This window comes from Exiguobacterium antarcticum DSM 14480 (assembly GCF_000685865.1).
Lineage (GTDB): Bacteria > Bacillota > Bacilli > Exiguobacteriales > Exiguobacteriaceae > Exiguobacterium_A > Exiguobacterium_A antarcticum.
In genome coordinates this window covers 1,402,636-1,425,023 of the sequence record NZ_JMKS01000003.1, presented here as the reverse complement: position 1 = coordinate 1,425,023, position 22,388 = coordinate 1,402,636, and the positions used below count along the sequence as shown (strand labels likewise).

The window sequence follows — 22,388 nt, the reverse complement described above, 5'->3', positions numbered from 1 at the left end:
TTTTAGTGTAGCACAAAAAAAGGAACCGACAGTTGAAAAACTGTCGGTTCCTCTTAGGGTTCTTCTCATACAGAAATAGTTTGACGCTGTTTGATTTTTTGAATGAAATAACGGTGAAGCCGTGTATCTGTCGTCAGTTCAGGATGGAAGGAGCAGGCCAGGTGCAAATCCGTTTCAACGGCGACAACTGCATCCGAGACTGTTGCCAGTACCCGAACACCCTCTCCAATTCGTTCCACATAAGGAGCACGAATGAAAACCGCTTCGATATCGCTCCCGATCCTTTCGATTGGAAGCCGTGTTTCAAAACTATCGACTTGGCGGCCAAAAGCATTTCGTCTTACCGTCATTGGAATCCCTTTGAGATGAGCCGTACCTTGACTTAGTTCGGTCGCCAGTAAGATCATCCCGGCACATGTCCCGAACATCGGTAACGTCCCAACTTTTTCGCATAAGAGGTCAAACAGATCGTATCGATCAATCAATCGTCGCATCGTCGTCGACTCACCACCTGGCAAAACTAAACCGTCGATTGTTTCTAGATCAGTTGCCGACTTGACGATGACCGTGTCGACGTCGAGTGCCTGAAGCATTTCTTGATGCTCCCGAACAGCACCTTGGACACCTAATATACCGATCACCATCCGCGTGGTGCCATCCGTTCCTCGAATGGCATCGATGTGACGTCGATGCCTTTCATCGCTGTCCCGAGCCCCTTCGATAAATAAGCGATCCGTTCGAAATCATCCTTATAGGTAACGGCTTCGACGATTGCTTTCGCAACACGTTCCGGATGCTCCGATTTAAAGATACCTGAACCGACGAAGACACCGTCTGCTCCGAGGTGCATCATTAATGCTGCGTCAGCAGGTGTCGCAATTCCACCTGCTGCAAAATTGACGACAGGAAGGCGACCGGCTGCTTGAATCTGTTGCAAGACTTCGTAAGGCGCTCCCCACTCTTTCGCTCGTGTCATCAGCTCATCTGGCTGTGTATGCAAAATCTGATTCAATTGACTTTGGATCTTTCGCATATGGCGGACGGCTTCGACAACGTTTCCCGTGCCAGGTTCCCCTTTCGTTCGGATCATCGCAGCACCTTCTGCAATCCGTCGTGCCGCTTCCCCTAAATCGCGGGCTCCACAGACAAAAGGAACGGTAAACGTTGATTTCAACAGATGGTATTCTTCATCGGCTGGTGTCAGCACTTCACTTTCATCAATGAAATCTGCCCCTAAGGATTCAAGAATCCGGGCTTCGACGATATGTCCGATTCGGCATTTCGCCATGACTGGAATCGATACTGCATGTAAGACCTCTTCCGTGATGCGAGGATCTGCCATCCGTGCCACTCCGCCATCCCGGCGAATATCGGATGGCACCCGTTCGAGCGCCATGACAGCGACGGCGCCAGCAGCCTCTGCGATTTTAGCTTGTTCCGCGTTGACGACATCCATGATGACGCCACCCTTCTGCATTTCTGCCATTCCCCGCTTTACACGATCTGATCCTTGTTGTCGTTCCATCATGTGTAATTCCCCCTTAAAAAGTATGTTGGTTTTAACCGGTGATACTTCTTAGTATATTCTCGGTTGACTATTTTAAAAGTATCAGTTTATGATGAATTGACAAGGTCAGTTAAAAAGGGGATACATCATGGACATGTTATCGTTTGAGTTGGTCCGCGACGGTCATCGTCCGTTGTATGAACAGCTCTATCAACAAATCCGTCAGGAAATCATCGAAGGACGTCTTGCTTACGGGACAAAATTACCATCCAAACGAAAGCTCGGTCAGTTTTTGAATCTCAGTCAAACGACGATTGAACTCGCTTATCAACAACTCGTTGCCGAAGGATACGTCGAATCGATTTCACGAAAAGGTTACTTTGTTTTGGCATACGAAGAACTGGCTTATGTCAAAACGGCACCCTTGATGACGAGCCAACGTGTGAGCGAGCAACCCGTCATGCGGTACGATTTCCATCCAAGTAAAATCGATGGTTCATCGTTTCCCTTCTCCCGTTGGCGAAAACACGCCAAGGATGTCATTGATGAACAGCATCAATCGTTAGTATCGCTCGGACATCCTCAAGGTGACTTATCGTTACGCATTGAAATTGCGACCTATCTCTATCATTCGCGTGGTGTCGTCTGTTCTCCAGAACAAATCATCATTGGATCGGGTGTGGAACAGTTATTGCCTCAAATCATCTTCTTATTAGGAAAAGGGACCACATACGGTATTGAAGATCCGGGGTATCATGCGACTCGACTGATTCTTGAAAGTCATGAACGGATAACCCTACCGATTCCTGTCGACCAAAATGGCTTGACGATCCGGGCACTTGTTGAGAGTAACGCTGATATCATGTACGTGACACCGGCCCATCAATTTCCTTCCGGCAGTATTTTATCGGTTAACCGACGCCGTCAATTACTCAACTGGGCGTCTGAATCCGATACACGCTATATCATTGAGGATGACTATGATAGTGAATTTCGATATAGCGGAAAATCAATTCCCTCTTTGCATAGCATGGACAGCGAGCGGGTGATTTATGTCAGCACGTTTTCGAAATCGTTAATGCCTTCTTTGCGGATTGGATACATGGTTTTACCCCGTCTTCTCTTAGAACGGTATCAGACGGAATTTCCTTATTATACGTGCAGCGTATCGCGGTTTGATCAGACGATTCTGACCCGTTTCATGAAAGAAGGCGACTTTGAGAAACATTTAAATCGGATGCGAAAAATCTATCGCCGTAAACTTGATGTTGTTGTCCACTCGTTACGGGATATTCCGTTTTTGCGATTAACCGGTGAAAGTGCGGGACTTCACGTCGTCGTTTCCGTCTCGAACGGGATGAGCGAACAAGAGTTACTCCAACGTGCGAAGGACGCATCCATCCGAGTCTATGGTTTATCCGATTATGCCCAATTACCGTTATCCACAACCTATCCACAGATCGTCTTAGGATTTGCAAGCTTGACCGAACAGTCGTTAGAACGCGGACTGGCTGAACTCGTTGCTGCGTGGCAGTTGCGATAAGGTTATCCACAACCTTATCCACAAAAAAACCCTGTGACCAATTTTGGTCGACAGGGTTTTGAATTATTGACGTGTATAGTTGGATGCTTCTTTTGTGATTTGAATATCGTGGGGATGACTCTCTTGTAAGCCGGCTCCCGTCATACGGATGAACTGTGTTTCTTCACGTAACTCTTCGAGTGAAGCAGAACCACAATACCCCATACCTGAACGAATCCCTCCGACGAGTTGATAGACAGAGTCTCCTAGTTTCCCACGATACGCGACACGACCTTCAATTCCTTCTGGAACGAACTTCTTATCCGCTTCTTGGAAATAACGATCCTGACTTCCTCGTTTCATCGAGGCTTCCGATCCCATACCACGATACGTCTTGAACTGACGCCCTTGATAAATTTCCATTTCTCCCGGGCTTTCTTCCACACCTGCGAGGAGGCTACCTAACATGACAGCATGTCCTCCTGCTGCAAGTGCCTTGACGATGTCACCGGAATACTTGATTCCACCATCTGCAATGATCGAGATACCATGTTTACGAGCTTCTGTCGCACAATCAAAGACCGCTGTGATTTGTGGAACACCTACTCCAGCAACGACACGTGTCGTACAAATCGACCCTGGTCCAATACCCACTTTGATGACCGATGCACCGGCTTCGATCAAATCACGTGTCGCTTCAGCCGTTGCCACGTTTCCAGCGATGATTGGCAAGTTCGGATACTCATCACGAAGTTCACGTACTTTAACAAGAACCCCTTCTGAATGACCATGTGCTGTATCGACGACCAATGCATCCACACCAGCATCCACAAGAAACTTCGCACGAACCGAAGCATCTTTTGTGACACCAACAGCCGCTGCGACAAGCAGACGACCAAATGGGTCTTTGGCAGCATGTGGATATTGTTCCACTTTTTCAATATCCTTTGTTGTAATCAATCCTTTTAAAACACCGTTCTCATCAACGAGTGGTAACTTTTCGATTCGATGCTTATGGAGAATTTGCTCGGCTTCTTCTAGTGATGTGCCCACTTTAGCCGTCACCAGTTCCTCTGTCGTCATGACCGTTTCGATAACCGTCGAGTAATCTTTAACAAAACGAAGATCGCGGTTCGTTAAAATCCCGACTAGTTTTCGTTCTGTTTCGTTATTGACGATTGGAACACCTGAAATGCGGTATTTGCTCATTAAATACTCAGCATCGTATACTTGCCGTTCTGGTGTGAGATAAAACGGATTTGTAATGACACCATTCTCAGAACGTTTGACACGGTCAACATGCTCTGCCTGGTCTTCCATCGACATATTCTTGTGAATGACACCGAGCCCACCCTGGCGTGCCATCGCAATCGCCATTGGTGCTTCCGTCACAGTATCCATTCCAGCACTGATTAAAGGAATGTTCAACGTGATCCCTTCACATAATGTTACAGATAAATCTACATCTCGCGGTAAGACACTTGAACGACGTGGTACGAGCAAGACGTCATCAAACGTCAAGCCTTCTTTAGCAAATTTGTTCTCCCACATGTTATCCACTCGCTTTCTCTTCTATAAAAGAATATTGATGTTATGGTAACAAGCTAGAGGTGTCATGTCAATGACTCCACCAATAATCAGAACAATCAGAAGTTTTACATAACACAAAAAAACCGACCTGCGTATGCAGATCGGTCCTTTCAATGGCCTGGCAACGTCCTATCCTCACAGGGGGAAGCCCCCAACTACTTTCGGCGTTCAAGTGCTTAACTTCCGTGTTCGGCATGGGAACGGGTGTGACCACTTGGCTATCGTCACCAGACGACGGGCTCGCGCCCTCAAAACTGAAGTCATCAACAAGATCATCTGCTAGAACAAAGCCTCGACCGATTAGTATCACTCAGCTCCGCATGTCGCCATGCTTCCACCCGTGACCTATCTACCTCATCGTCTCTGAGGGGTCTTTCTTGATTACTCAAAGGGAAATCTCATCTTGGAGGGGGCTTCATGCTTAGATGCTTTCAGCATTTATCCCGTCCGCACGTAGCTACCCAGCGATGCTCCTGGCGGAACAACTGGTACACCAGCGGTGCGTCCATCCCGGTCCTCTCGTACTAAGGACAGCTCTCCTCAAATTTCCTGCGCCCACGACGGATAGGGACCGAACTGTCTCACGACGTTCTGAACCCAGCTCGCGTACCGCTTTAATGGGCGAACAGCCCAACCCTTGGGACCTACTCCAGCCCCAGGATGCGATGAGCCGACATCGAGGTGCCAAACCTCCCCGTCGATGTGGACTCTTGGGGGAGATCAGCCTGTTATCCCCAGGGTAGCTTTTATCCGTTGAGCGATGGCCCTTCCATGCGGAACCACCGGATCACTAAGCCCGACTTTCGTCCCTGCTCGACTTGTAGGTCTCGCAGTCAAGCTCCCTTCTGCCTTTGCGCTCTACGAATGATTTCCAACCATTCTGAGGGAACCTTTGGGCGCCTCCGTTACTGTTTAGGAGGCGACCGCCCCAGTCAAACTACCCGCCTGACACGGTCCTCCAGCCGGATGACGGCTGCGAGTTAGAGACTCTATGCATGAAGGGCGGTATCCCAAGGGTGACTCCTCCGAAGCTGGCGCTCCGGTCTCGACGTCTCCCGCCTATCCTGTACATCATGCACAAAGCCTCAATATCAGGCTGTAGTAAAGCTCCATGGGGTCTTTCCGTCCTGTCGCGGGTAACCTGCATCTTCACAGGTACTATGATTTCACCGGGTCTCTCGTTGAGACAGTGCCCAAATCGTTACGCCTTTCGTGCGGGTCGGAACTTACCCGACAAGGAATTTCGCTACCTTAGGACCGTTATAGTTACGGCCGCCGTTTACTGGGGCTTCGGTTCAAAGCTTCGCTTGCGCTAACCCATCCCCTTAACCTTCCAGCACCGGGCAGGCGTCAGCCCCTATACGTCATCTTGCGATTTAGCAGAGACCTGTGTTTTTGCTAAACAGTCGTTTGGGCCTATTCACTGCGGCTCTACTCAATGTAGAGCGTCCCTTCTCCCGAAGTTACGGGACCATTTTGCCGAGTTCCTTAACGAGAGTTATCCCGCGCGTCTTAGAATTCTCATCCCGCCTACCTGTGTCGGTTTACGGTACTGGCACCTTCCACCTCACTAGAGGCTTTTCTTGGCAGTGTGAAATCGTGACCTTCGTCCCTACGGGACTCCGCATCGTTCCTCGACTTTGATGCCTGACGGATTTGCCAATCAGACGGTCTCGAAACTTACACATGCACTTCCATCCGCATGCGTCACTATCCTCCTGCGTCCCCCCATTGTTCAAACGGTGGATCGGTGGTACAGGAATATCAACCTGTTATCCATCGCCTACGCCTTTCGGCCTCGGCTTAGGTCCAGACTAACCCTGAGCGGACGAGCCTTCCTCAGGAAACCTTGGGCTTTCGACGGAGGGGATTCTCACCCCTCTTTTCGCTACTCACACCGGCATTCTCACTTCCAAACGCTCCACTGCTCCTTACGGTACAGCTTCACAGCGGTTTGGAACGCTCCCCTACCATTCCTTACGGAATCCGCAGCTTCGGTGGTATGTTTAGCCCCGTTACATTTTCGGCGCGGCGCCACTCGACTAGTGAGCTATTACGCACTCTTTGAATGGTGGCTGCTTCTAAGCCAACATCCTAGCTGTCTAGGCAGCGCCACATCCTTTTCCACTTAACATACACTTTGGGACCTTAGCTGGCGGTCTGGGCTGTTTCCCTCTTGACTACGGATCTTATCACTCGCAGTCTGACTCCCGAGTATAAGTTGCCGGCATTCGGAGTTTAACTGAATTCGGTAACCCTGTGGGGGCCCCTAGTCCAATCAGTGCTCTACCTCCGGAACTCTCAACCTCGAGGCTAGCCCTAAAGCTATTTCGGGGAGAACCAGCTATCTCCAGGTTCGATTGGCATTTCACCGCTACCCACACCTCATCCCCGCACTTTTCAACGTGCGTGGGTTCGGACCTCCAGTCAGTGTTACCTGACCTTCATCCTGGACATGGGTAGATCACCTGGTTTCGGGTCTACGACAACGCACTATGGCGCCCTATTCAGACTCGCTTTCGCTACGGCTCCGCCTCATCAGCTTAACCTCGCGCGCTATCGTAACTCGCCGGTTCATTCTACAAAAGGCACGCCATCACCCATTAACGGGCTCTGACTACTTGTAGGCATACGGTTTCAGGATCTATTTCACTCCCCTTCCGGGGTGCTTTTCACCTTTCCCTCACGGTACTGGTTCACTATCGGTCACTAGGGAGTATTTAGCCTTGGGAGATGGTCCTCCCGGATTCCGACGGGGTTTCACGTGTCCCGCCGTACTCAGGATCCACTCTGGAGGGAAAACAGTTTCAGCTACAGGGCTATCACCTTCTTCGGCCGACCTTTCCAGGTCGTTCACCTACTGTCTTCCTTTTTGACTCCGTATAGAGTGTCCTACAACCCCGGAGAGCATGCTCTCCGGTTTGGGCTGTTCCCGTTTCGCTCGCCGCTACTCAGGGAATCGCATTTGCTTTCTCTTCCTCCGGGTACTTAGATGTTTCAGTTCCCCGGGTCTGCCTCACGCTACACTATGTATTCATGTAACATGTCCCATCCCATTACGGATGGTGGGTTCCCCCATTCGGAAATCCTCGGATCAAAGCATACTTACTGCTCCCCGAAGCATATCGCTGTTCGTCGCGTCCTTCATCGGCTCCTAGTGCCAAGGCATCCACCGTACGCCCTTCATACCTTGATCTAGCATTTTGGTATTCTAAGAACACACGTCTAATGACATGGTTATAAAAAGTTTGATGTCTTGTTGATGTCTTCAGTTTTCAAGGTGCGAGTGTCTCTTATCGAGACTGAGAGACGAGCTCTCAAAACTGAACGATGGGCATGTCCCTTACGGGACGTTTTCCTTAGAAAGGAGGTGATCCAGCCGCACCTTCCGATACGGCTACCTTGTTACGACTTCACCCCAATCATCTACCCCACCTTCGACGGCTGGCTCCTTGCGGTTACCTCACCGGCTTCGGGTGTTGCAAACTCTCGTGGTGTGACGGGCGGTGTGTACAAGACCCGGGAACGTATTCACCGCAGTATGCTGACCTGCGATTACTAGCGATTCCGACTTCATGCAGGCGAGTTGCAGCCTGCAATCCGAACTGGGAACGGCTTTCTGGGATTGGCTCCACCTCGCGGTCTCGCTGCCCTTTGTACCGTCCATTGTAGCACGTGTGTAGCCCAACTCATAAGGGGCATGATGATTTGACGTCATCCCCACCTTCCTCCGGTTTGTCACCGGCAGTCTCCCTAGAGTGCCCAACTAAATGCTGGCAACTAAGGATAGGGGTTGCGCTCGTTGCGGGACTTAACCCAACATCTCACGACACGAGCTGACGACAACCATGCACCACCTGTCACCCTTGTCCCCGAAGGGAAAACTTGATCTCTCAAGCGGTCAAGGGGATGTCAAGAGTTGGTAAGGTTCTTCGCGTTGCTTCGAATTAAACCACATGCTCCACCGCTTGTGCGGGTCCCCGTCAATTCCTTTGAGTTTCAGCCTTGCGGCCGTACTCCCCAGGCGGAGTGCTTAATGCGTTAGCTTCAGCACTGAGGGGCGGAAACCCCCCAACACCTAGCACTCATCGTTTACGGCGTGGACTACCAGGGTATCTAATCCTGTTTGCTCCCCACGCTTTCGCGCCTCAGCGTCAGTTACAGACCAAAGAGTCGCCTTCGCCACTGGTGTTCCTCCACATCTCTACGCATTTCACCGCTACACATGGAATTCCACTCTTCTCTTCTGTACTCAAGCCTTCCAGTTTCCAATGACCCTCCCCGGTTGAGCCGGGGGCTTTCACATCAGACTTAAAAGGCCGCCTGCGCGCGCTTTACGCCCAATAATTCCGGACAACGCTTGCCACCTACGTATTACCGCGGCTGCTGGCACGTAGTTAGCCGTGGCTTTCTCGTAAGGTACCGTCATAGCATGAGCATTACCTCTCACGCCTATTCTTCCCTTACAACAGAGTTTTACGATCCGAAAACCTTCATCACTCACGCGGCGTTGCTCCATCAGACTTTCGTCCATTGTGGAAGATTCCCTACTGCTGCCTCCCGTAGGAGTCTGGGCCGTGTCTCAGTCCCAGTGTGGCCGATCACCCTCTCAGGTCGGCTATGCATCGTCGCCTTGGTGGGCCATTACCCCACCAACTAGCTAATGCACCGCAAGGCCATCTCAAGGTGACGCCGAAGCGCCTTTCATCATCAGACCATGCGGTCTGAAGAACTATCCGGTATTAGCTCCGATTTCTCGGAGTTATCCCAATCCTTAAGGCAGGTTCCTTACGTGTTACTCACCCGTCCGCCGCTCATTCCCCTCACTTCCCTCCGAAGAGTTCCATGAGCTTCCTGCGCTCGACTTGCATGTATTAGGCACGCCGCCAGCGTTCGTCCTGAGCCAGGATCAAACTCTCCATAAAGTGTTTGACTTGCTCGTTGTTGTGACCGAAGTCACGTTGACGAAGCTTGCGCTTCATTCATTGTTTGTATCCGAAGATACGTTTTTTGCCTCATCGTTCAGTTTTCAAAGTTCGTCCGCGCCTGTTTTGGCGACTCAATTAGAATACCAAGTCTGAAACAATAAGTCAACAACTTTTCAAAAGAAGTTTTTTTCTTGTTTCCCGCAGTGCGCTCGTCCTCGTAAGGACAAGAAATAATATACCATGGCTTTTATTATTGTACAAGTGTTTTTTATAAAAAAAAGAAAAACTCTTTTTTTCACTCATCATACGATGAACAAAAGAGTTTTTCTTCTATAGAAGAACATAGTACTAAACAGGTTTTAAGACAATTGTTTCAGTCCATGAGTTGGATGATGTTCAGCTGACGTTCTTCCATTAAATCTTTGACAACTCGTTGGTTATGTTCTTCATAGGCAATCACCGGGCGATCAAAAACCGGATTCTTTCGAAGGACCGTCGCGATTTTACCGTTGCTGATCAACACACGGTCCCCAATTTCGATCGGCAGCAACAGTTGTCCGAGCAGTGTGACGTATTTCGAATCGTATTGCATCGGTCGCGATTTTAAATGACAGTAGGCATCATACACAGTATATGCTTCACGGTACGGACGCCAACTGGTCATAGCGGCGAATACATCTGCAACGATGAAGAGTCGGGTATGATCCATGATTTTATCGCCTTTGACTTTTAACGGGTAACCCGATCCATCTAACCGTTCATGGTGTTGGACAATTAATCGTTTGACCGTATCTGAAATGACACTTTCTTTTTGTAAGGCTTGAAAAGCCATTGCTGGATGACGATGAAAAATCTCTTGTTGCATCGCTTCATACCGTTTTGTATGGCGCCACTCCATGATCCGGGCCAACCCACAATCTGCAAAATAGGACGCAACCCATAAATCATGAAGCATCTTCCGTTCTTTTCCTACTTCTTCTGCTAGTAGCTGGGCAATCGCCCCACGGTAAATCGCGTGCCGGACTGTGTAGGCTTCTGTTCCCCGTTCTAAGAAGTACGGTAAGATATCTTCCCGACGGACCATTTCCGGCATCGACTCCTTGACCCAACGTAACGCATCATAGACGTTCGGGACTAATCCTTGTTCCCACGATGTAAAAACGTGATTGTACGTATCGATCAATTGATCAAATGGACTGCTCTCTGTCATGTCGCCTACTTCGACATCCATCAACGGATCCTCGTTCATCCCTTCTGGTCGTTCCTCGATGTCGACTTCTTTTATCAAAAACCGTTTGATCCGTCTTAATTCATCTGCTCCAAGTTTTTTTCCTGCTTCAACGATCGGGATATCAGTATGTAAAAAAAGAGATTCCGTTATTCGGTCACCAAGGATGAGCCGCTCACTTGCCACACGCATCTTTGTCTCGTTCCTTCCTCATAATGATTTTTAGAAAAACAGCAGAGTAAAGACAAAACTGTCCTCACTCTGCTGTACCTCATTCTACTCGGTTTATTCTTCTGGCGCCTGTTCAGATTCCTCACTTACTTGAGAAGCAGCGTCATCCTGTTCATCTGAAACAGTGACTCCTTCTTCTAAGATAGCGAGTTCTTCCTCGGCAACATCTTCTTTTTTCAGTTTTGCAACGGTCGCGACACGGTCACCTTCTTCGATTCGAATCACTTTCACCCCTTGTGCGTTACGTCCGACACTTGAGATGTTTTGTGAATCCGTCCGAATGACGATTCCGCTTTCTGTCATGATCATGATGTCATCATCCACATCAACAATCCGAAGCGCAACGATTTGACCAACACGTTCCGTCACTTTACTCGCGATCAGTCCTTTACCACCACGTGATTGCGTCCGGAATTCGGTCATTGGCGTCCGTTTCCCGAACCCTTTTTCCGTGATAACAAGTACGTCCTGGTCGTCTCGGGCAAGCTCCATCCCAATGACGATTGCGTCTGCTGACAGGTTCATCGCTTTGACGCCTCGTGCACCACGTCCCATCGAGCGGACATTCGTAATGGGGAAACGGATCGCTTTCCCACTATTTGAGACCGTAAAGACTTCATCTTCCGTTGAAGCCAGTCGAACGGATGTCAGTTCGTCGTCTTCGAATAGACGAATCGCAATCAGACCATTTTTATTGATACGAGCGTAGGCAGATAACGGTGAACGTTTGACACGCCCTTTACGGGTCATGAAAATCAACGACTTCTGCTCGTCTTGCATCACTTCTTCTGTATCTAAGACTTCTTCCGGTTCTTCCAGACCTTCTGAAGATCCAACCGTCTCATCCGACTCAACCGCAACATCGATGACCGTTTCCGTCTCTTCCGTTGCTTGTTGTTCTTCGAGATACCGTTTGAAGTTGACCGGAATCATCGTTTCTACTTTTTCATCGCGCTCGATTTGAATCAAGTTGATGATTGGTACACCTTTTGAGGTCCGGCTCATCTCCGGTACTTCATATCCACGAATCCGGTAGACTTTACCACGGTTCGTAAAGAACAAGATCGTATCATGCGTCGAACATGATAAGAGACGCGTCACGTAATCGGCATCATTCGTTCCGATGCCTTGGACACCGCGTCCTCCACGACGTTGAGCACGATATGAATCCGTCGTCAAACGTTTGATGTAGCCGCTGCTTGTCAACGTGATGATGATGTCTTTTTCCGGAATCAAATCTTCATCTTCGAATTCGATATGGTCCATCCGAATTTCAGTCCGACGTTTATCGTTGAAGCGTTCTTTTACTTCTTCGAGTTCTGTCCGAATTAATTCGAGTAACTCTTCATCACTTTCGAGGATGGTTTTGAGTTCCGTAATCAACTGCATGATTTCATCGTACTCAGCATCAATCTTCTCACGCTCAAGACCGGTCAAACGTTGGAGACGCATATCGAGAATCGCTTGTGATTGTTTCTCTGATAACGCAAAACGTTCCATCAACTGCTCGCGGGCAGCATCTGCCGTCCGGTTCGCACGAATGATCCGGATGACTTCATCCAAGTGATCCAACGCAATCCGTAAACCCGCTAAGAGATGTTCACGTGCTTCCGCCTTCTCAAGATCAAACTGCGTCCGGCGACGAACGATTTCTTTTTGGTGCTCTAAATAGTGATACAACATTTCCTTCAACGTCAACGTACGTGGACGACCATTGACGATCGCAAGCATGTTGACCCCAAATGTCGTTTGCATCGACGTTTGTTTGTACAGGTTGTTGAGGATGACACTTGCATTCGCATCACGACGGATTTCCATCACGACACGCATACCACGGCGATCCGACTCATCCCGTAAGTCGGTGATGCCTTCAATTTTCTTCTCCCGGACGAGATCGGCAATTTTTTCAACGAGACGGGCTTTATTGACCTGGTACGGCAACTCCGTCACGATGATCCGTTCGCGATCTTTTTTTGTCTGTTCGATTTCCGCTTTGGCTCGGACGATGATCGATCCGCGACCTGTTTCGTAAGCACGACGGATTCCACTGCGTCCTAAGATTTCACCGGCTGTCGGGAAATCAGGTCCTGGTATATGTTGCATCAGTTCCTGGATCGTGATGTCCGGGTTATGCGAAAGAGCTAACACGCCGTCGATGACTTCACCGAGTTGGTGAGGTGGGATGTTTGTTGCCATCCCGACCGCGATCCCACTCGAACCGTTGACGAGTAAGTTCGGGAAACGAGAAGGTAATACTTCTGGTTCCCGTTCCGAACCATCGTAGTTGTCTTTAAAGTTGACGGTGTTTTTATTGATATCGCGGATGATCTCCATCGCGATTTTTGACATACGAGCTTCCGTATACCGCATGGCTGCGGCCGAATCCCCATCAACGGATCCAAAGTTTCCGTGACCGTCGACGAGTTCATAACGGTAACTGAAGTCCTGCGCCATTCGAACCATCGTGTCGTAAACGGCAGAATCACCGTGCGGGTGATACTTACCGATGACTTCACCAACGATACGGGCGGATTTTTTATGTGGTTTGTCGGCGCGAATACCTAAGTCGTTCATCGCGTACAAAATACGACGATGACCTGGTTTCAAGCCATCACGGACGTCCGGTAAGGCACGTGCGACGATGACACTCATCGCATAATCCATGAAGGACGTACGCATTTCTTGACTGATGTTGATATCTTTAATGATCCCTTGTTGATCGGACATTCGTATGGCCACCCTCTCTATTCAACGTTAAATATCCAAGTTCTTCACATAGTGTGCGTGCGACTGGATAAAGTCACGACGTGGTTCTACCTGGTCTCCCATCAAAATATCAAAGACCTCATCTGCTTCGATCGCATCTTGAAGCTCGACACGGAGCATTTGGCGACCACTTGGATCCATCGTGGTTTCCCACAGTTGCTCCGGATCCATCTCACCGAGACCTTTGTAACGCTGAATGTCGTATCGTGCATTTTCTGGAAGTGCTGCTAATGCTTCGTTCAGTTCACGTTCGTTATGCACATACGTGATGTTTTTCCCTTGTTTGATGCCGTAAAGCGGTGGCTGAGCGATGTAGACATACCCATGCTCGACAAGGGGACGCATGTAGCGATAGAAGAATGTCAATAAGAGTGTCCGGATGTGGGCACCATCGACATCGGCATCGGTCATGATGATGACTTTATGATACCGGGCTTTCTCGATGTTGAATTCAGAACCGATACTCGTCCCAAGCGCCGTGATGATCGTCCGGATTTCGTTACTGCCAAGAATCTTGTCGAGACGTGCTTTTTCGACGTTCAAGATTTTACCTCGGATTGGTAAAATCGCCTGGAAGTGACGGTCACGTCCGGATTTTGCCGAACCACCCGCTGAGTCACCCTCAACGATATAGATTTCAGAGATCGTCGCATCACGTGACGAACAGTCGGCCAGTTTACCCGGAAGTGAGCTGACTTCGAGAACGCCTTTACGCCGTGTTAATTCACGCGCACGTTTCGCAGCCATTCGGGCGCGAGACGCCATCATTCCTTTTTCGACGATTGCACGGGCACTCGTCGGATTCTCCATCATGAACTGCTCGAATGCCGAAGAAAATAGCGTGTCCGTAGCAGTCCGCGCATCGGAGTTGCCGAGTTTCGTTTTCGTCTGTCCTTCGAACTGTGGATTCGGGTGTTTGATCGAGACGATCGCTATCATCCCTTCACGCACATCTTCGCCAGACAATGTGCCGTCTGCATCTTTCATCAAACCAAACTTTTTCGCATAGTCGTTGACGACACGTGTCAACGCGGTCTTAAAACCGGTTTCGTGTGTCCCACCTTCATGCGTCGGGATGTTGTTCGTAAACGAGTAGATGTTTGCTGCAAATCCATCGTTGTACTGTAACGCCACTTCGACTTCGATGCCGTCGCGGTTGCCGTGTACATAGACCGGCTCTTCGTGAACGACTTCTTTCGAACGGTTTAAATGCTCGACATATGACTTGATTCCGCCTTCGTAATGGAAACTACGCGTAATCGGTTCATCAGAACGGTCATCCGTGATCTGAATCGTCAGTCCTTTATTTAGGAATGCCAGCTCACGTAAGCGTGTCGCAAGCAGATCATAATCGTATTCGAGTGTTTCTTGGAAAATCTCATCATCCGGGAAGAAACGAATCATCGTTCCTGTCTCTTCTGACGTACCGATGACCGCTAAATCTTCAGCCGGTACACCACGGTGATACGCTTGGTAGTACAACTTTTCATTCCGCTTGACGAAAACTTCCAGTTTCGTCGAGAGCGCGTTAACGACGGATGCCCCGACACCGTGTAGACCACCGGATACTTTATATCCGCCGCCGCCGAATTTACCGCCCGCATGAAGGACCGTCAAGATGACTTCTACTGCCGGACGTCCCATCTTTTCTTGAATATCGACCGGGATGCCCCGTCCGTTATCCTCGACTAAAATCGAATTCCCTGATTCAATCGTCACTTTAATCGTATCGCAATACCCTGCGAGTGCTTCATCGATCGAGTTATCGACGATTTCCCAGACTAAATGGTGAAGTCCCTTCGACGCAGTCGATCCGATATACATACCCGGACGTTTCCGAACGGCTTCTAGACCTTCAAGCACCTGAATCTGATCGGCACCGTACCCTTGTTCTACTTCCATATCTTCATGATTACTCATCGGTTTTCTCACCTACTATTTCTTTGTATGATGTCTCTTCCAAAATGACAGCCCCCTGTTTCACGTGGAACAACTTTGCCTGTTTGATCGTTTCGTGTGCAATTCCATCGACGCTTGTCGTCGTCAGGATCGTCTGCACTTTTTGTTGCATCGTATCGAGCAAATGGGTTTGACGATGATCATCGAGCTCGGATAAGACATCGTCTAGAAGTAGCAACGGATATTCCCCCACTTCTTCATGAATCAATTCAATCTCTGCTAATTTCAAAGAGAGTGCCGCCGTCCGTTGTTGTCCTTGTGAACCGTATGTCTGGACATTCCTTCCGTTGACTTCCATTTCAAAGTCATCGCGATGGGGTCCGAACAGCGTCACACCTCTTCTAATTTCGTTTGTCTTCATTTTACCAAACTTCTGCGTATAAGAAGCAGTCATTCCTTCGACATCGAGCAAATCATTGCTAAATGTATCGGAACGATAGATCAAGACGAGCTTTTCCTGTCCGCGACTGATTCCTTCATGAATCGGACGTGCCCATTTTTCAAGCTGGGCAATGAAGTGATGGCGGCGCTGGACGATTTTAACGGCAAGCGTAATCATCTGCTCCGTCAAGACATCGAGGAACGTCTCATCTCCACCTTTGATCGACAACTGTTTCAACAGCGCATTACGTTGTTTGAGGACTTTTAAATACTGACTTAATTCATGTAGATAGACCGGACTGACCTGACCAATTTCCATATCCAAAAAGCGACGTCTGATTTGCGGGCTACCTTTGACGATGTGTAAGTCCTCTGGCGCAAACAACACGATGTTCAATGCCCCGACATAATCACTCAGGCGGCGTTGCTCGAGATGATTCAACTTCGCCTTTTTCCCACGACTTGAAATGACGATTTCCTGTGAATGGGATCCTCTACGTTTATGAATCCGTCCTTCCACCCGCGCCGTCTCCGCATCCCACTGGATCAATTCCTTGTCGTGCGTCGTCCGGTGGGACTTGGCGAGAGCCAGTACATAGATGGCTTCAAGCAGATTCGTTTTCCCTTGGGCGTTTTCCCCAATCAGAACGTTCGTCTTTTCTGAAAAAGATAATTCCAACGACTCGTAGTTGCGATAATGACTGAGTCGGACCGAATCGAGTCGCACGTTAGTTCCCCTCGTTCTTAATGATGAACTGACCGTAATCTTCTACGTCAATCACATCTCCATCCCGTAGTTTACGACCACGTCGCTGATCGACTTCACCGTTGACGAGAATGGGTACCTCAGCGAGAAATGGTTTGGCTTGTCCACCGCTCGATATGATATCTGAAAGTTTCAGGAACTGACCTAATGTGACGTATTCTGTTGAAATCTTGATTTGATTCATGGTTTGACTCCTCCTACCTACATATTATAAATGACGTACTCTTTATTGTACTAAAAAACTCGCGATTTGGCAAAATGAACGAACGTATATACGGATTTCAAAAAAAGCCCAAGGAACAGAGGCTGTTCCTTGGGTGCAAATCATGCCGTTCGAACCGGTAAGATCAGCTGTAAGACATTGTCTTGATCGACAGGGTGCAAGATGAACGGTCGAATCGAACCGGTGAACTGGATTTCGATATCCGTCGCATCCAGTGCCTTTAAGGCGTCCATCATGTATTTCGAATTGAACGAGATTTTTAACTCTTCTCCTTCAAGTGACAAGATGCTGACCTGCTCCGATACTTTACCGACTTCTGGTGAATGAGACGAGATTTCAACAGCCGTCGTCCCTTCCGCCGCGAACTTGATCACGTTGTTGCGGTCTTCACGTGCGAGCAAAGATGCGCGATCGATCGCTTGCAACAAGTCTTTTGCGTTCATTCGGACAGCAGTCCGGTACTCTTCCGGGATCAGACGGGACGTATCCGGGTAATTGCCGTCAAGCAGACGCGAGAAGAATAGGACATGTTTCATCTTAAAGAGGATCTGTTGATTCGTAATCGTGATATCGACATGACCATCACTAAGTAATTTCGATAACTCGTTTAAACTTTTCCCTGGAACGATGACGTTCTGGAACGAGATTTCATGATCCGTCTCAAATTGTGCGCGGCGTAACGCCAGTCGGTGACTGTCCGTCGAGACGCACGTCAAGATGTCTTTATCCGCCGAGAAATTGACACCTGTCAGTACGGGACGTGTTTCCTGTACTGCGACGGCAAAACTCGTTTGACGAATCATTGACCGCAATAAGTCTGCTGGTAAACGGAACTGTTGTCCGCCATCGACTTGCGGAAGACGCGGGAACTCATCTGGATCGAGTCCGTTTAAATGGAATTCTGCCGTACCGGACTGAATCCGTGTCATGAAGTTCGGTGAGACTTCGAGGATCACTTCATCCGTTGGTAACTTTTTCACGATATCTCCAAAGAAGCGGGCGTTTAAGACGACGCTTCCTGCACGATGGACCGTGACGTACGACGTACCGTTCTCTTCCGCATAAATCGTCCGTTCGATCGAGATTTCTGTATCGCTTCCTGTCAGCGTCATACCATCTCCATGAGCCTCGAGTTTAATTCCTGTCAGGATCGGAATCGTCGTTCGGGATGAAACGGCTTTTGCTACATCTTGAATTGCTTGGATTAAAGTATCACGTTGAATTGTAATATGCATATTGTCGTTAAGCTCCTCTCAAAATGGGCGTTACATCATCATAACATAATAATATATTTTTTTAATAATAGTATTAGGGGCTGTGGATAGTGTGGATAAGTCGGTGGATAACTTGGTATAGAGCCAAAACGCTTGTGGATAACTTGTGGATAACTAGCCTCTTTTATCCACAGCTTATCCACAGGTTTAAGAATGTTTCAATTCATGCTTGATTTGTTCGATGACTTTTCCCGTTTCTCCGTCTGATTTGACGAGTGTACTGATTTTCTCATGGGCATGGATGACGGTCGTGTGATCACGCCCCCCAAACTCTTCACCGATTTTCGGCAAGGAGCTTTCTGTCATTTCCCGTGACAGGTACATCGCAATCTGACGGGGGAAAGCAATCGACTTCGTTCGCTTTTTAGCTTTTAAATCATCAAACGGCAGATTAAAGTGTTTACTGACCGATTCTTGAATGTCACGAATCGTCACTTTGCGGGGTTCACTCGCAGGCATGATGTTATGCAAAGCTTCGGCAGCAACATTCGGATCAATCGTTCGCCCGACAAGGTTCGCGTAAGCAATGACACGGGTTAAGGCGCCTTCAAGTTCCCGGATGTTCGTATCGATCTGGCTGGCGATGTAGAGCATGACTTCATTGGAAACATCCAATTGTTCCGCATTGGCTTTTTTTCGGAGAATCGCAATCCGTGTCTCAAGATCCGGTGGCGTGATATCCGTGATCAGTCCCCATTCGAAGCGTGAACGCAGTCGATCTTCGAGCGTCGGGATTTCTTTAGGCGGACGATCACTTGAGATGATGATTTGTTTCTGATCGTTATGCAACGCATTGAAAGTATGGAAAAACTCTTCCTGCGTCTGTTCTTTTCCGGCAAGAAACTGAATATCATCTATTAATAGAACATCGATGTTCCGATATTTGTTCCGAAACTGAACCGTTTTGTTATCACGAATCGAATTGATGAAGTCGTTTGTAAACTGTTCCGATGAAACATAAGCAATTTTGGTACCGAGTTTTTGATCTTGGACGTACTGACCGATCGCATGCATCAAATGCGTTTTTCCAAGTCCGACCCCACCATAGATGAAAAGTGGATTGTAGGCTTTAGCCGGTGCTTCTGCCACGGCCAAAGAGGCAGCATGGGCAAAGCGGTTGCCCGACCCGATGACGAACGTATCAAAGGTATATTTGGCATTGAGTTGTCCCAGCTCACTCATGACGAGCTCATCCGTCGGTGTACGTTTCTTTGGGACTTTTGTTGGTGGAGCTGCTTCGATTACTTCCTCATTTTGACGATCGAGCATATGTTTTGCTTGACCTTCCTCGATGAATTGAATATCAAGCCGGCTTCCTGTCACTTCTTCGACGGTATCTTCTAATAGAGATAAGTACTGACGTTCTAACCAAGTTACTGTAAAAGCTGCTGGTGCGGAGACGATCAAGGTCGTTCCATTCAGCGTGACTCCTTCTGTAGACTTTAACCACATGTCGTAACTGGCTTTTGGGGTACGTTGTTCTTCCTCGATTACAGATAATACATTGTGCCAAAGTTCGGCAGCGTTTTTCATAAATACCCCCCTTTTTCTATCATAATATAAAAAATTATACACAGGTTTATACACAGGACTAACTTAATGAAGAAACACGACTTATCCCCAGAACATAAAAACTGTGGATAACGTTATCCACAGGGGTTGATTTCTGTGTATAAAGTTATCCACAGGCTGTGTATAACTTGAAGAATCAATTTGTCTTACGTTCATGTTATGCACAATTAGTGTATCAAATGAAATGGGGTCTGGCAATGGTTAGAACGATTTATCCACAAGTAAATCAACATATACACAGGCAGTTACCCACAGGCTGTGGATAGTGTGGATAAGTTGTGGATAAGATGTGTATAACTTTTCGAAAGAGGAAGCGTTCAAAAAAGTTATACACAAAATCAAAGAAGTTGTGCAAAAAAAATCCGGAAACAGACCTTGACGTTGATTTTAAAAAATACTATTGTAGACAAAGTGATAAGTTATCCACGGAACATGTGGATAGTGTGGATAAGTCTGTGGATAGTTTAAACGAGGAAGTTCTTGATCCGTCTTACGAAGCAAACGATATCGTATGATATGAAACAGGCTGGTGAATTCTATTTCCATGAATCGCGTTCATGATTGCTGAAAAGGCTCATGATAATTCTTATGAACTTTCATTGACAAGGTCACTTTTGATTTATATAATATACAAGACTGCCTTAAAGTAGAAAACGATGATTTTTATAGAGTATTTTTAAAGGAGGTGCAGACTAATGAAACCAACTTTCAACCCAAACAACCGTAAGCGCAAAAAAGTTCACGGATTCCGTGCGCGCATGGCAACTAAGAGTGGCCGCCGGATCTTGGCTGCTCGCCGTCTTAAAGGCCGCAAAGCCTTGACTGTATAATCGAGCGATGATGAGATCACTTCTGGCGATGCCTGGAGTGATCTTTTTTTTGTTGTTTTTTAGGATGTTCGTGTTTTTGTCACAAGACGACTCTCGCAGAGCAGGTTTATTCTATGATATGATGAAAGACGACGAATTTTCGTGATGTCAGGATGGGGTGTGATCAAGGTGAAAAAGGAATACCGCGTCAAGAAAGACAAGGAGTTCCAAGCGGTGTTTACTCGAGGAGCCTCTGTCGCAAATCGGCAATTTGTCGTATATGCACTAAAAAAAGAGCAGCAGACTCACTTTCGGATTGGTTTATCGGTGAGTAAGAAAATCGGGAACGCCGTTGTTCGCAACCAAGTCAAACGTTACGTTCGCGAAGCCTGTCAGCTTCATGAAGCGTCGCTTGCCCCGAATTATGATTTTGTGATCATCGCGCGCAATCCGGCTGCGAAGATGACTGCTCAAGAAGTCGCGGACAGTTTGCGCCACGTCTTTAAACGTTCTGGTGTCTGGAAGCGACAAGTTAAATAAACGTGCAGTATATCCTGTTGATTTGTAGCGGCCGCTCGCCTACTTCTATCATATAGAAATACGAGGACCGACCACGTGTAAACATTACTAGGAGGAATTATGAACAAGAGAACTAAGATTTGGCTGACGCTTGGGCTGATGTCCGTACTCGCAATCGTTCTATCTGGTTGTACCCCTGGAACATACGGGACCGGTGAACCGATTACCGCTGATACAGAAGGTTTCTGGAAACACTACTTTGTTTGGCCGATGGCATGGTTGATTGGTAAATTTGCTGAGTACTTTAATGGAGATTACGGGATTGCGATCGTTATCACAACATTGATCGTCCGTCTGGTCATCTTACCGTTGATGATTAAACAAACGAAGAGCATGGGTGGTATGCAAGTCATTCAGCCAGAAATGATGAAACTTCGTGAGAAATATAGTTCGAAAGATCAAGAAACACAGCAAAAATTGCAACAAGAAATGATGAAGCTGTATCAAGAACACAACGTCAATCCGCTTGCCGGCTGTTTACCAATCTTGATTCAGATGCCGATTTTGATTGCTTTCTACAATGCGATCATCTATACGCCGGCGATTTTCCAACATTCGTTCCTCTGGTTCGATCTCGGAAAACCGGATCCGCTTTTCATCCTGCCGATTTTGTCAGCCGTCTTTACGTACTTGCAACAGAAAATCTCGATGGCCGGTCAAGACGATAATCCACAGATGAAAATCATGTTGTATGTCTTCCCAGTCATGATCTTCGTCATGGGTGTGACGTTACCATCTGCCTTGTCTCTCTACTGGGTCGTTGGTTATATCTTCTCCATTATCGTGACAATCGTCATCATGAAACCGATGCGCGAGAAGATCAAAGTGCAGACGGAAGCAACAATTGCTTCAAAACGTGAAAAAGAAGCGGCTGAAGCAGCTCCTGCTCCAAAGAAACCGAAAAAGAAACGTTAATCACAAATGAGGGCGATACTCCGTTTTTACAGAGTGTCGCTCTTTTTCTTTTGGGCTATTTCGTGTATAGTTGTCACGTTATACCCATTTATATCATTCCTGAACATTAACTATAGAAAAGCTTGCAGAAAACGAGGT

Annotated in this window: 14 protein-coding genes and 3 rRNA genes; 4 read left to right on the top strand and 13 right to left on the bottom strand. The window is 47.8% G+C overall.

The window, feature by feature from the left end; all coding sequences use genetic code 11:
* Window positions 1–65: 65 nt before the first annotated feature.
* On the bottom strand, window positions 66–644 hold the full coding sequence (gene pdxT, locus P404_RS0108110) for a pyridoxal 5'-phosphate synthase glutaminase subunit PdxT (RefSeq protein WP_026830494.1): 579 nt from the start codon (window positions 642–644) through the stop codon (window positions 66–68).
* Window positions 638–1,525, bottom strand: a complete 888-nt coding sequence (gene pdxS, locus P404_RS0108105) for a pyridoxal 5'-phosphate synthase lyase subunit PdxS (RefSeq protein ID WP_026830493.1) — start codon at window positions 1,523–1,525, stop codon at window positions 638–640. The genes pdxT and pdxS overlap by 7 nt, the downstream gene beginning before the upstream one ends.
* Before the next feature lie 130 nt (window positions 1,526–1,655).
* Here pdxS and pdxR point away from each other — a divergent pair, with 130 nt between their 5' ends.
* Window positions 1,656–3,050 (top strand): MocR-like pyridoxine biosynthesis transcription factor PdxR, encoded by a 1,395-nt coding sequence (gene pdxR / locus P404_RS0108100; RefSeq protein ID WP_014969067.1) that lies wholly within the window; start codon window positions 1,656–1,658, stop codon window positions 3,048–3,050.
* Between the two features lie 63 nt (window positions 3,051–3,113).
* Here the strand turns inward: pdxR and guaB are convergent, their stop codons facing one another.
* The 11 genes from guaB to dnaA all read right to left on the bottom strand — a co-directional run bounded on the left by guaB (window position 3,114) and on the right by dnaA (window position 19,908).
* Window positions 3,114–4,580: an IMP dehydrogenase gene (gene guaB / locus P404_RS0108095; protein WP_026830492.1), complete on the bottom strand. Its 1,467-nt coding sequence runs from the start codon at window positions 4,578–4,580 to the stop codon at window positions 3,114–3,116.
* Between the two features lie 155 nt (window positions 4,581–4,735).
* Window positions 4,736–4,851, bottom strand: a 5S ribosomal RNA gene (gene rrf / locus P404_RS0108090).
* A 48-nt stretch (window positions 4,852–4,899) separates the two neighbouring features.
* Window positions 4,900–7,815: ribosomal RNA gene (locus P404_RS0108085) — 23S ribosomal RNA — on the bottom strand.
* A 167-nt stretch (window positions 7,816–7,982) separates the two neighbouring features.
* Window positions 7,983–9,544, bottom strand: a 16S ribosomal RNA gene (locus P404_RS0108080).
* The 16S, 23S and 5S rRNA genes sit together here, the layout of an rRNA operon.
* 376 nt (window positions 9,545–9,920) lie before the next feature.
* On the bottom strand, window positions 9,921–10,967 hold the full coding sequence (locus tag P404_RS0108070; RefSeq protein WP_014969064.1) for an HD-GYP domain-containing protein: 1,047 nt from the start codon (window positions 10,965–10,967) through the stop codon (window positions 9,921–9,923).
* Window positions 10,968–11,060: 93 nt separating this feature from the next.
* On the bottom strand, window positions 11,061–13,733 hold the full coding sequence (gene gyrA, locus P404_RS0108065; protein WP_014969063.1) for a DNA gyrase subunit A: 2,673 nt from the start codon (window positions 13,731–13,733) through the stop codon (window positions 11,061–11,063).
* 27 nt (window positions 13,734–13,760) lie between these two features.
* Entirely contained in the window at window positions 13,761–15,674 is a 1,914-nt protein-coding gene (gyrB, locus tag P404_RS0108060) for a DNA topoisomerase (ATP-hydrolyzing) subunit B (protein WP_201770341.1), read from the bottom strand.
* A 10-nt stretch (window positions 15,675–15,684) separates the two neighbouring features.
* On the bottom strand, window positions 15,685–16,839 hold the full coding sequence (gene recF, locus P404_RS0108055; protein WP_014969061.1) for a DNA replication/repair protein RecF: 1,155 nt from the start codon (window positions 16,837–16,839) through the stop codon (window positions 15,685–15,687).
* 1 nt (window position 16,840) lies between these two features.
* Window positions 16,841–17,062, bottom strand: a complete 222-nt coding sequence (gene yaaA, locus P404_RS0108050) for a S4 domain-containing protein YaaA (RefSeq protein WP_012368917.1) — start codon at window positions 17,060–17,062, stop codon at window positions 16,841–16,843.
* A gap of 140 nt (window positions 17,063–17,202) precedes the next feature.
* On the bottom strand, window positions 17,203–18,336 hold the full coding sequence (gene dnaN, locus P404_RS0108045) for a DNA polymerase III subunit beta (RefSeq protein WP_026830491.1): 1,134 nt from the start codon (window positions 18,334–18,336) through the stop codon (window positions 17,203–17,205).
* Between the two features lie 186 nt (window positions 18,337–18,522).
* Window positions 18,523–19,908 carry a chromosomal replication initiator protein DnaA gene (gene dnaA, locus P404_RS0108040; RefSeq protein ID WP_014969059.1) on the bottom strand — a complete coding sequence of 462 codons (1,386 nt, stop codon included), beginning with the start codon at window positions 19,906–19,908 and terminating at the stop codon, window positions 18,523–18,525.
* A 734-nt stretch (window positions 19,909–20,642) separates the two neighbouring features.
* Between dnaA and rpmH the strand changes: the two genes are divergently transcribed.
* From rpmH to yidC, 3 genes are all read left to right on the top strand, one after another.
* Window positions 20,643–20,777 (top strand): 50S ribosomal protein L34, encoded by a 135-nt coding sequence (rpmH, locus tag P404_RS0108035; RefSeq protein WP_012371910.1) that lies wholly within the window; start codon window positions 20,643–20,645, stop codon window positions 20,775–20,777.
* A gap of 168 nt (window positions 20,778–20,945) precedes the next feature.
* The gene (gene rnpA / locus P404_RS0108030) at window positions 20,946–21,296 is read left to right on the top strand and encodes a ribonuclease P protein component (protein ID WP_012371909.1); all 351 of its coding nucleotides are present in this window, start codon (window positions 20,946–20,948) and stop codon (window positions 21,294–21,296) included.
* A 99-nt stretch (window positions 21,297–21,395) separates the two neighbouring features.
* Entirely contained in the window at window positions 21,396–22,250 is an 855-nt protein-coding gene (yidC, locus tag P404_RS0108025) for a membrane protein insertase YidC (protein WP_014971746.1), read from the top strand.
* The last annotated feature ends 138 nt before the right edge of the window (window positions 22,251–22,388 follow it).

Bases quoted from the DNA above. Each gene is read 5' to 3' on its own strand.
- pdxS (WP_026830493.1), bottom strand. From the start codon at position 1,525: ATGGAACGACAACAAGGATCAGATCGTGTAAAGCGGGGAATGGCAGAA.
- pdxT (WP_026830494.1), bottom strand. From the start codon at position 644: ATGGTGATCGGTATATTAGGTGTCCAAGGTGCTGTTCGGGAGCATCAA.
- yidC (WP_014971746.1), top strand. From the start codon at position 21,396: ATGAACAAGAGAACTAAGATTTGGCTGACGCTTGGGCTGATGTCCGTA.
- dnaN (WP_026830491.1), bottom strand. From the start codon at position 18,336: ATGCATATTACAATTCAACGTGATACTTTAATCCAAGCAATTCAAGAT.
- pdxR (WP_014969067.1), top strand. From the start codon at position 1,656: ATGGACATGTTATCGTTTGAGTTGGTCCGCGACGGTCATCGTCCGTTG.
- rpmH (WP_012371910.1), top strand. From the start codon at position 20,643: ATGAAACCAACTTTCAACCCAAACAACCGTAAGCGCAAAAAAGTTCAC.
- dnaA (WP_014969059.1), bottom strand. From the start codon at position 19,908: ATGAAAAACGCTGCCGAACTTTGGCACAATGTATTATCTGTAATCGAG.
- gyrB (WP_201770341.1), bottom strand. From the start codon at position 15,674: ATGGAAGTAGAACAAGGGTACGGTGCCGATCAGATTCAGGTGCTTGAA.
- gyrA (WP_014969063.1), bottom strand. From the start codon at position 13,733: ATGTCCGATCAACAAGGGATCATTAAAGATATCAACATCAGTCAAGAA.
- P404_RS0108070 (WP_014969064.1), bottom strand. From the start codon at position 10,967: ATGCGTGTGGCAAGTGAGCGGCTCATCCTTGGTGACCGAATAACGGAA.
- guaB (WP_026830492.1), bottom strand. From the start codon at position 4,580: ATGTGGGAGAACAAATTTGCTAAAGAAGGCTTGACGTTTGATGACGTC.
- yaaA (WP_012368917.1), bottom strand. From the start codon at position 17,062: ATGAATCAAATCAAGATTTCAACAGAATACGTCACATTAGGTCAGTTC.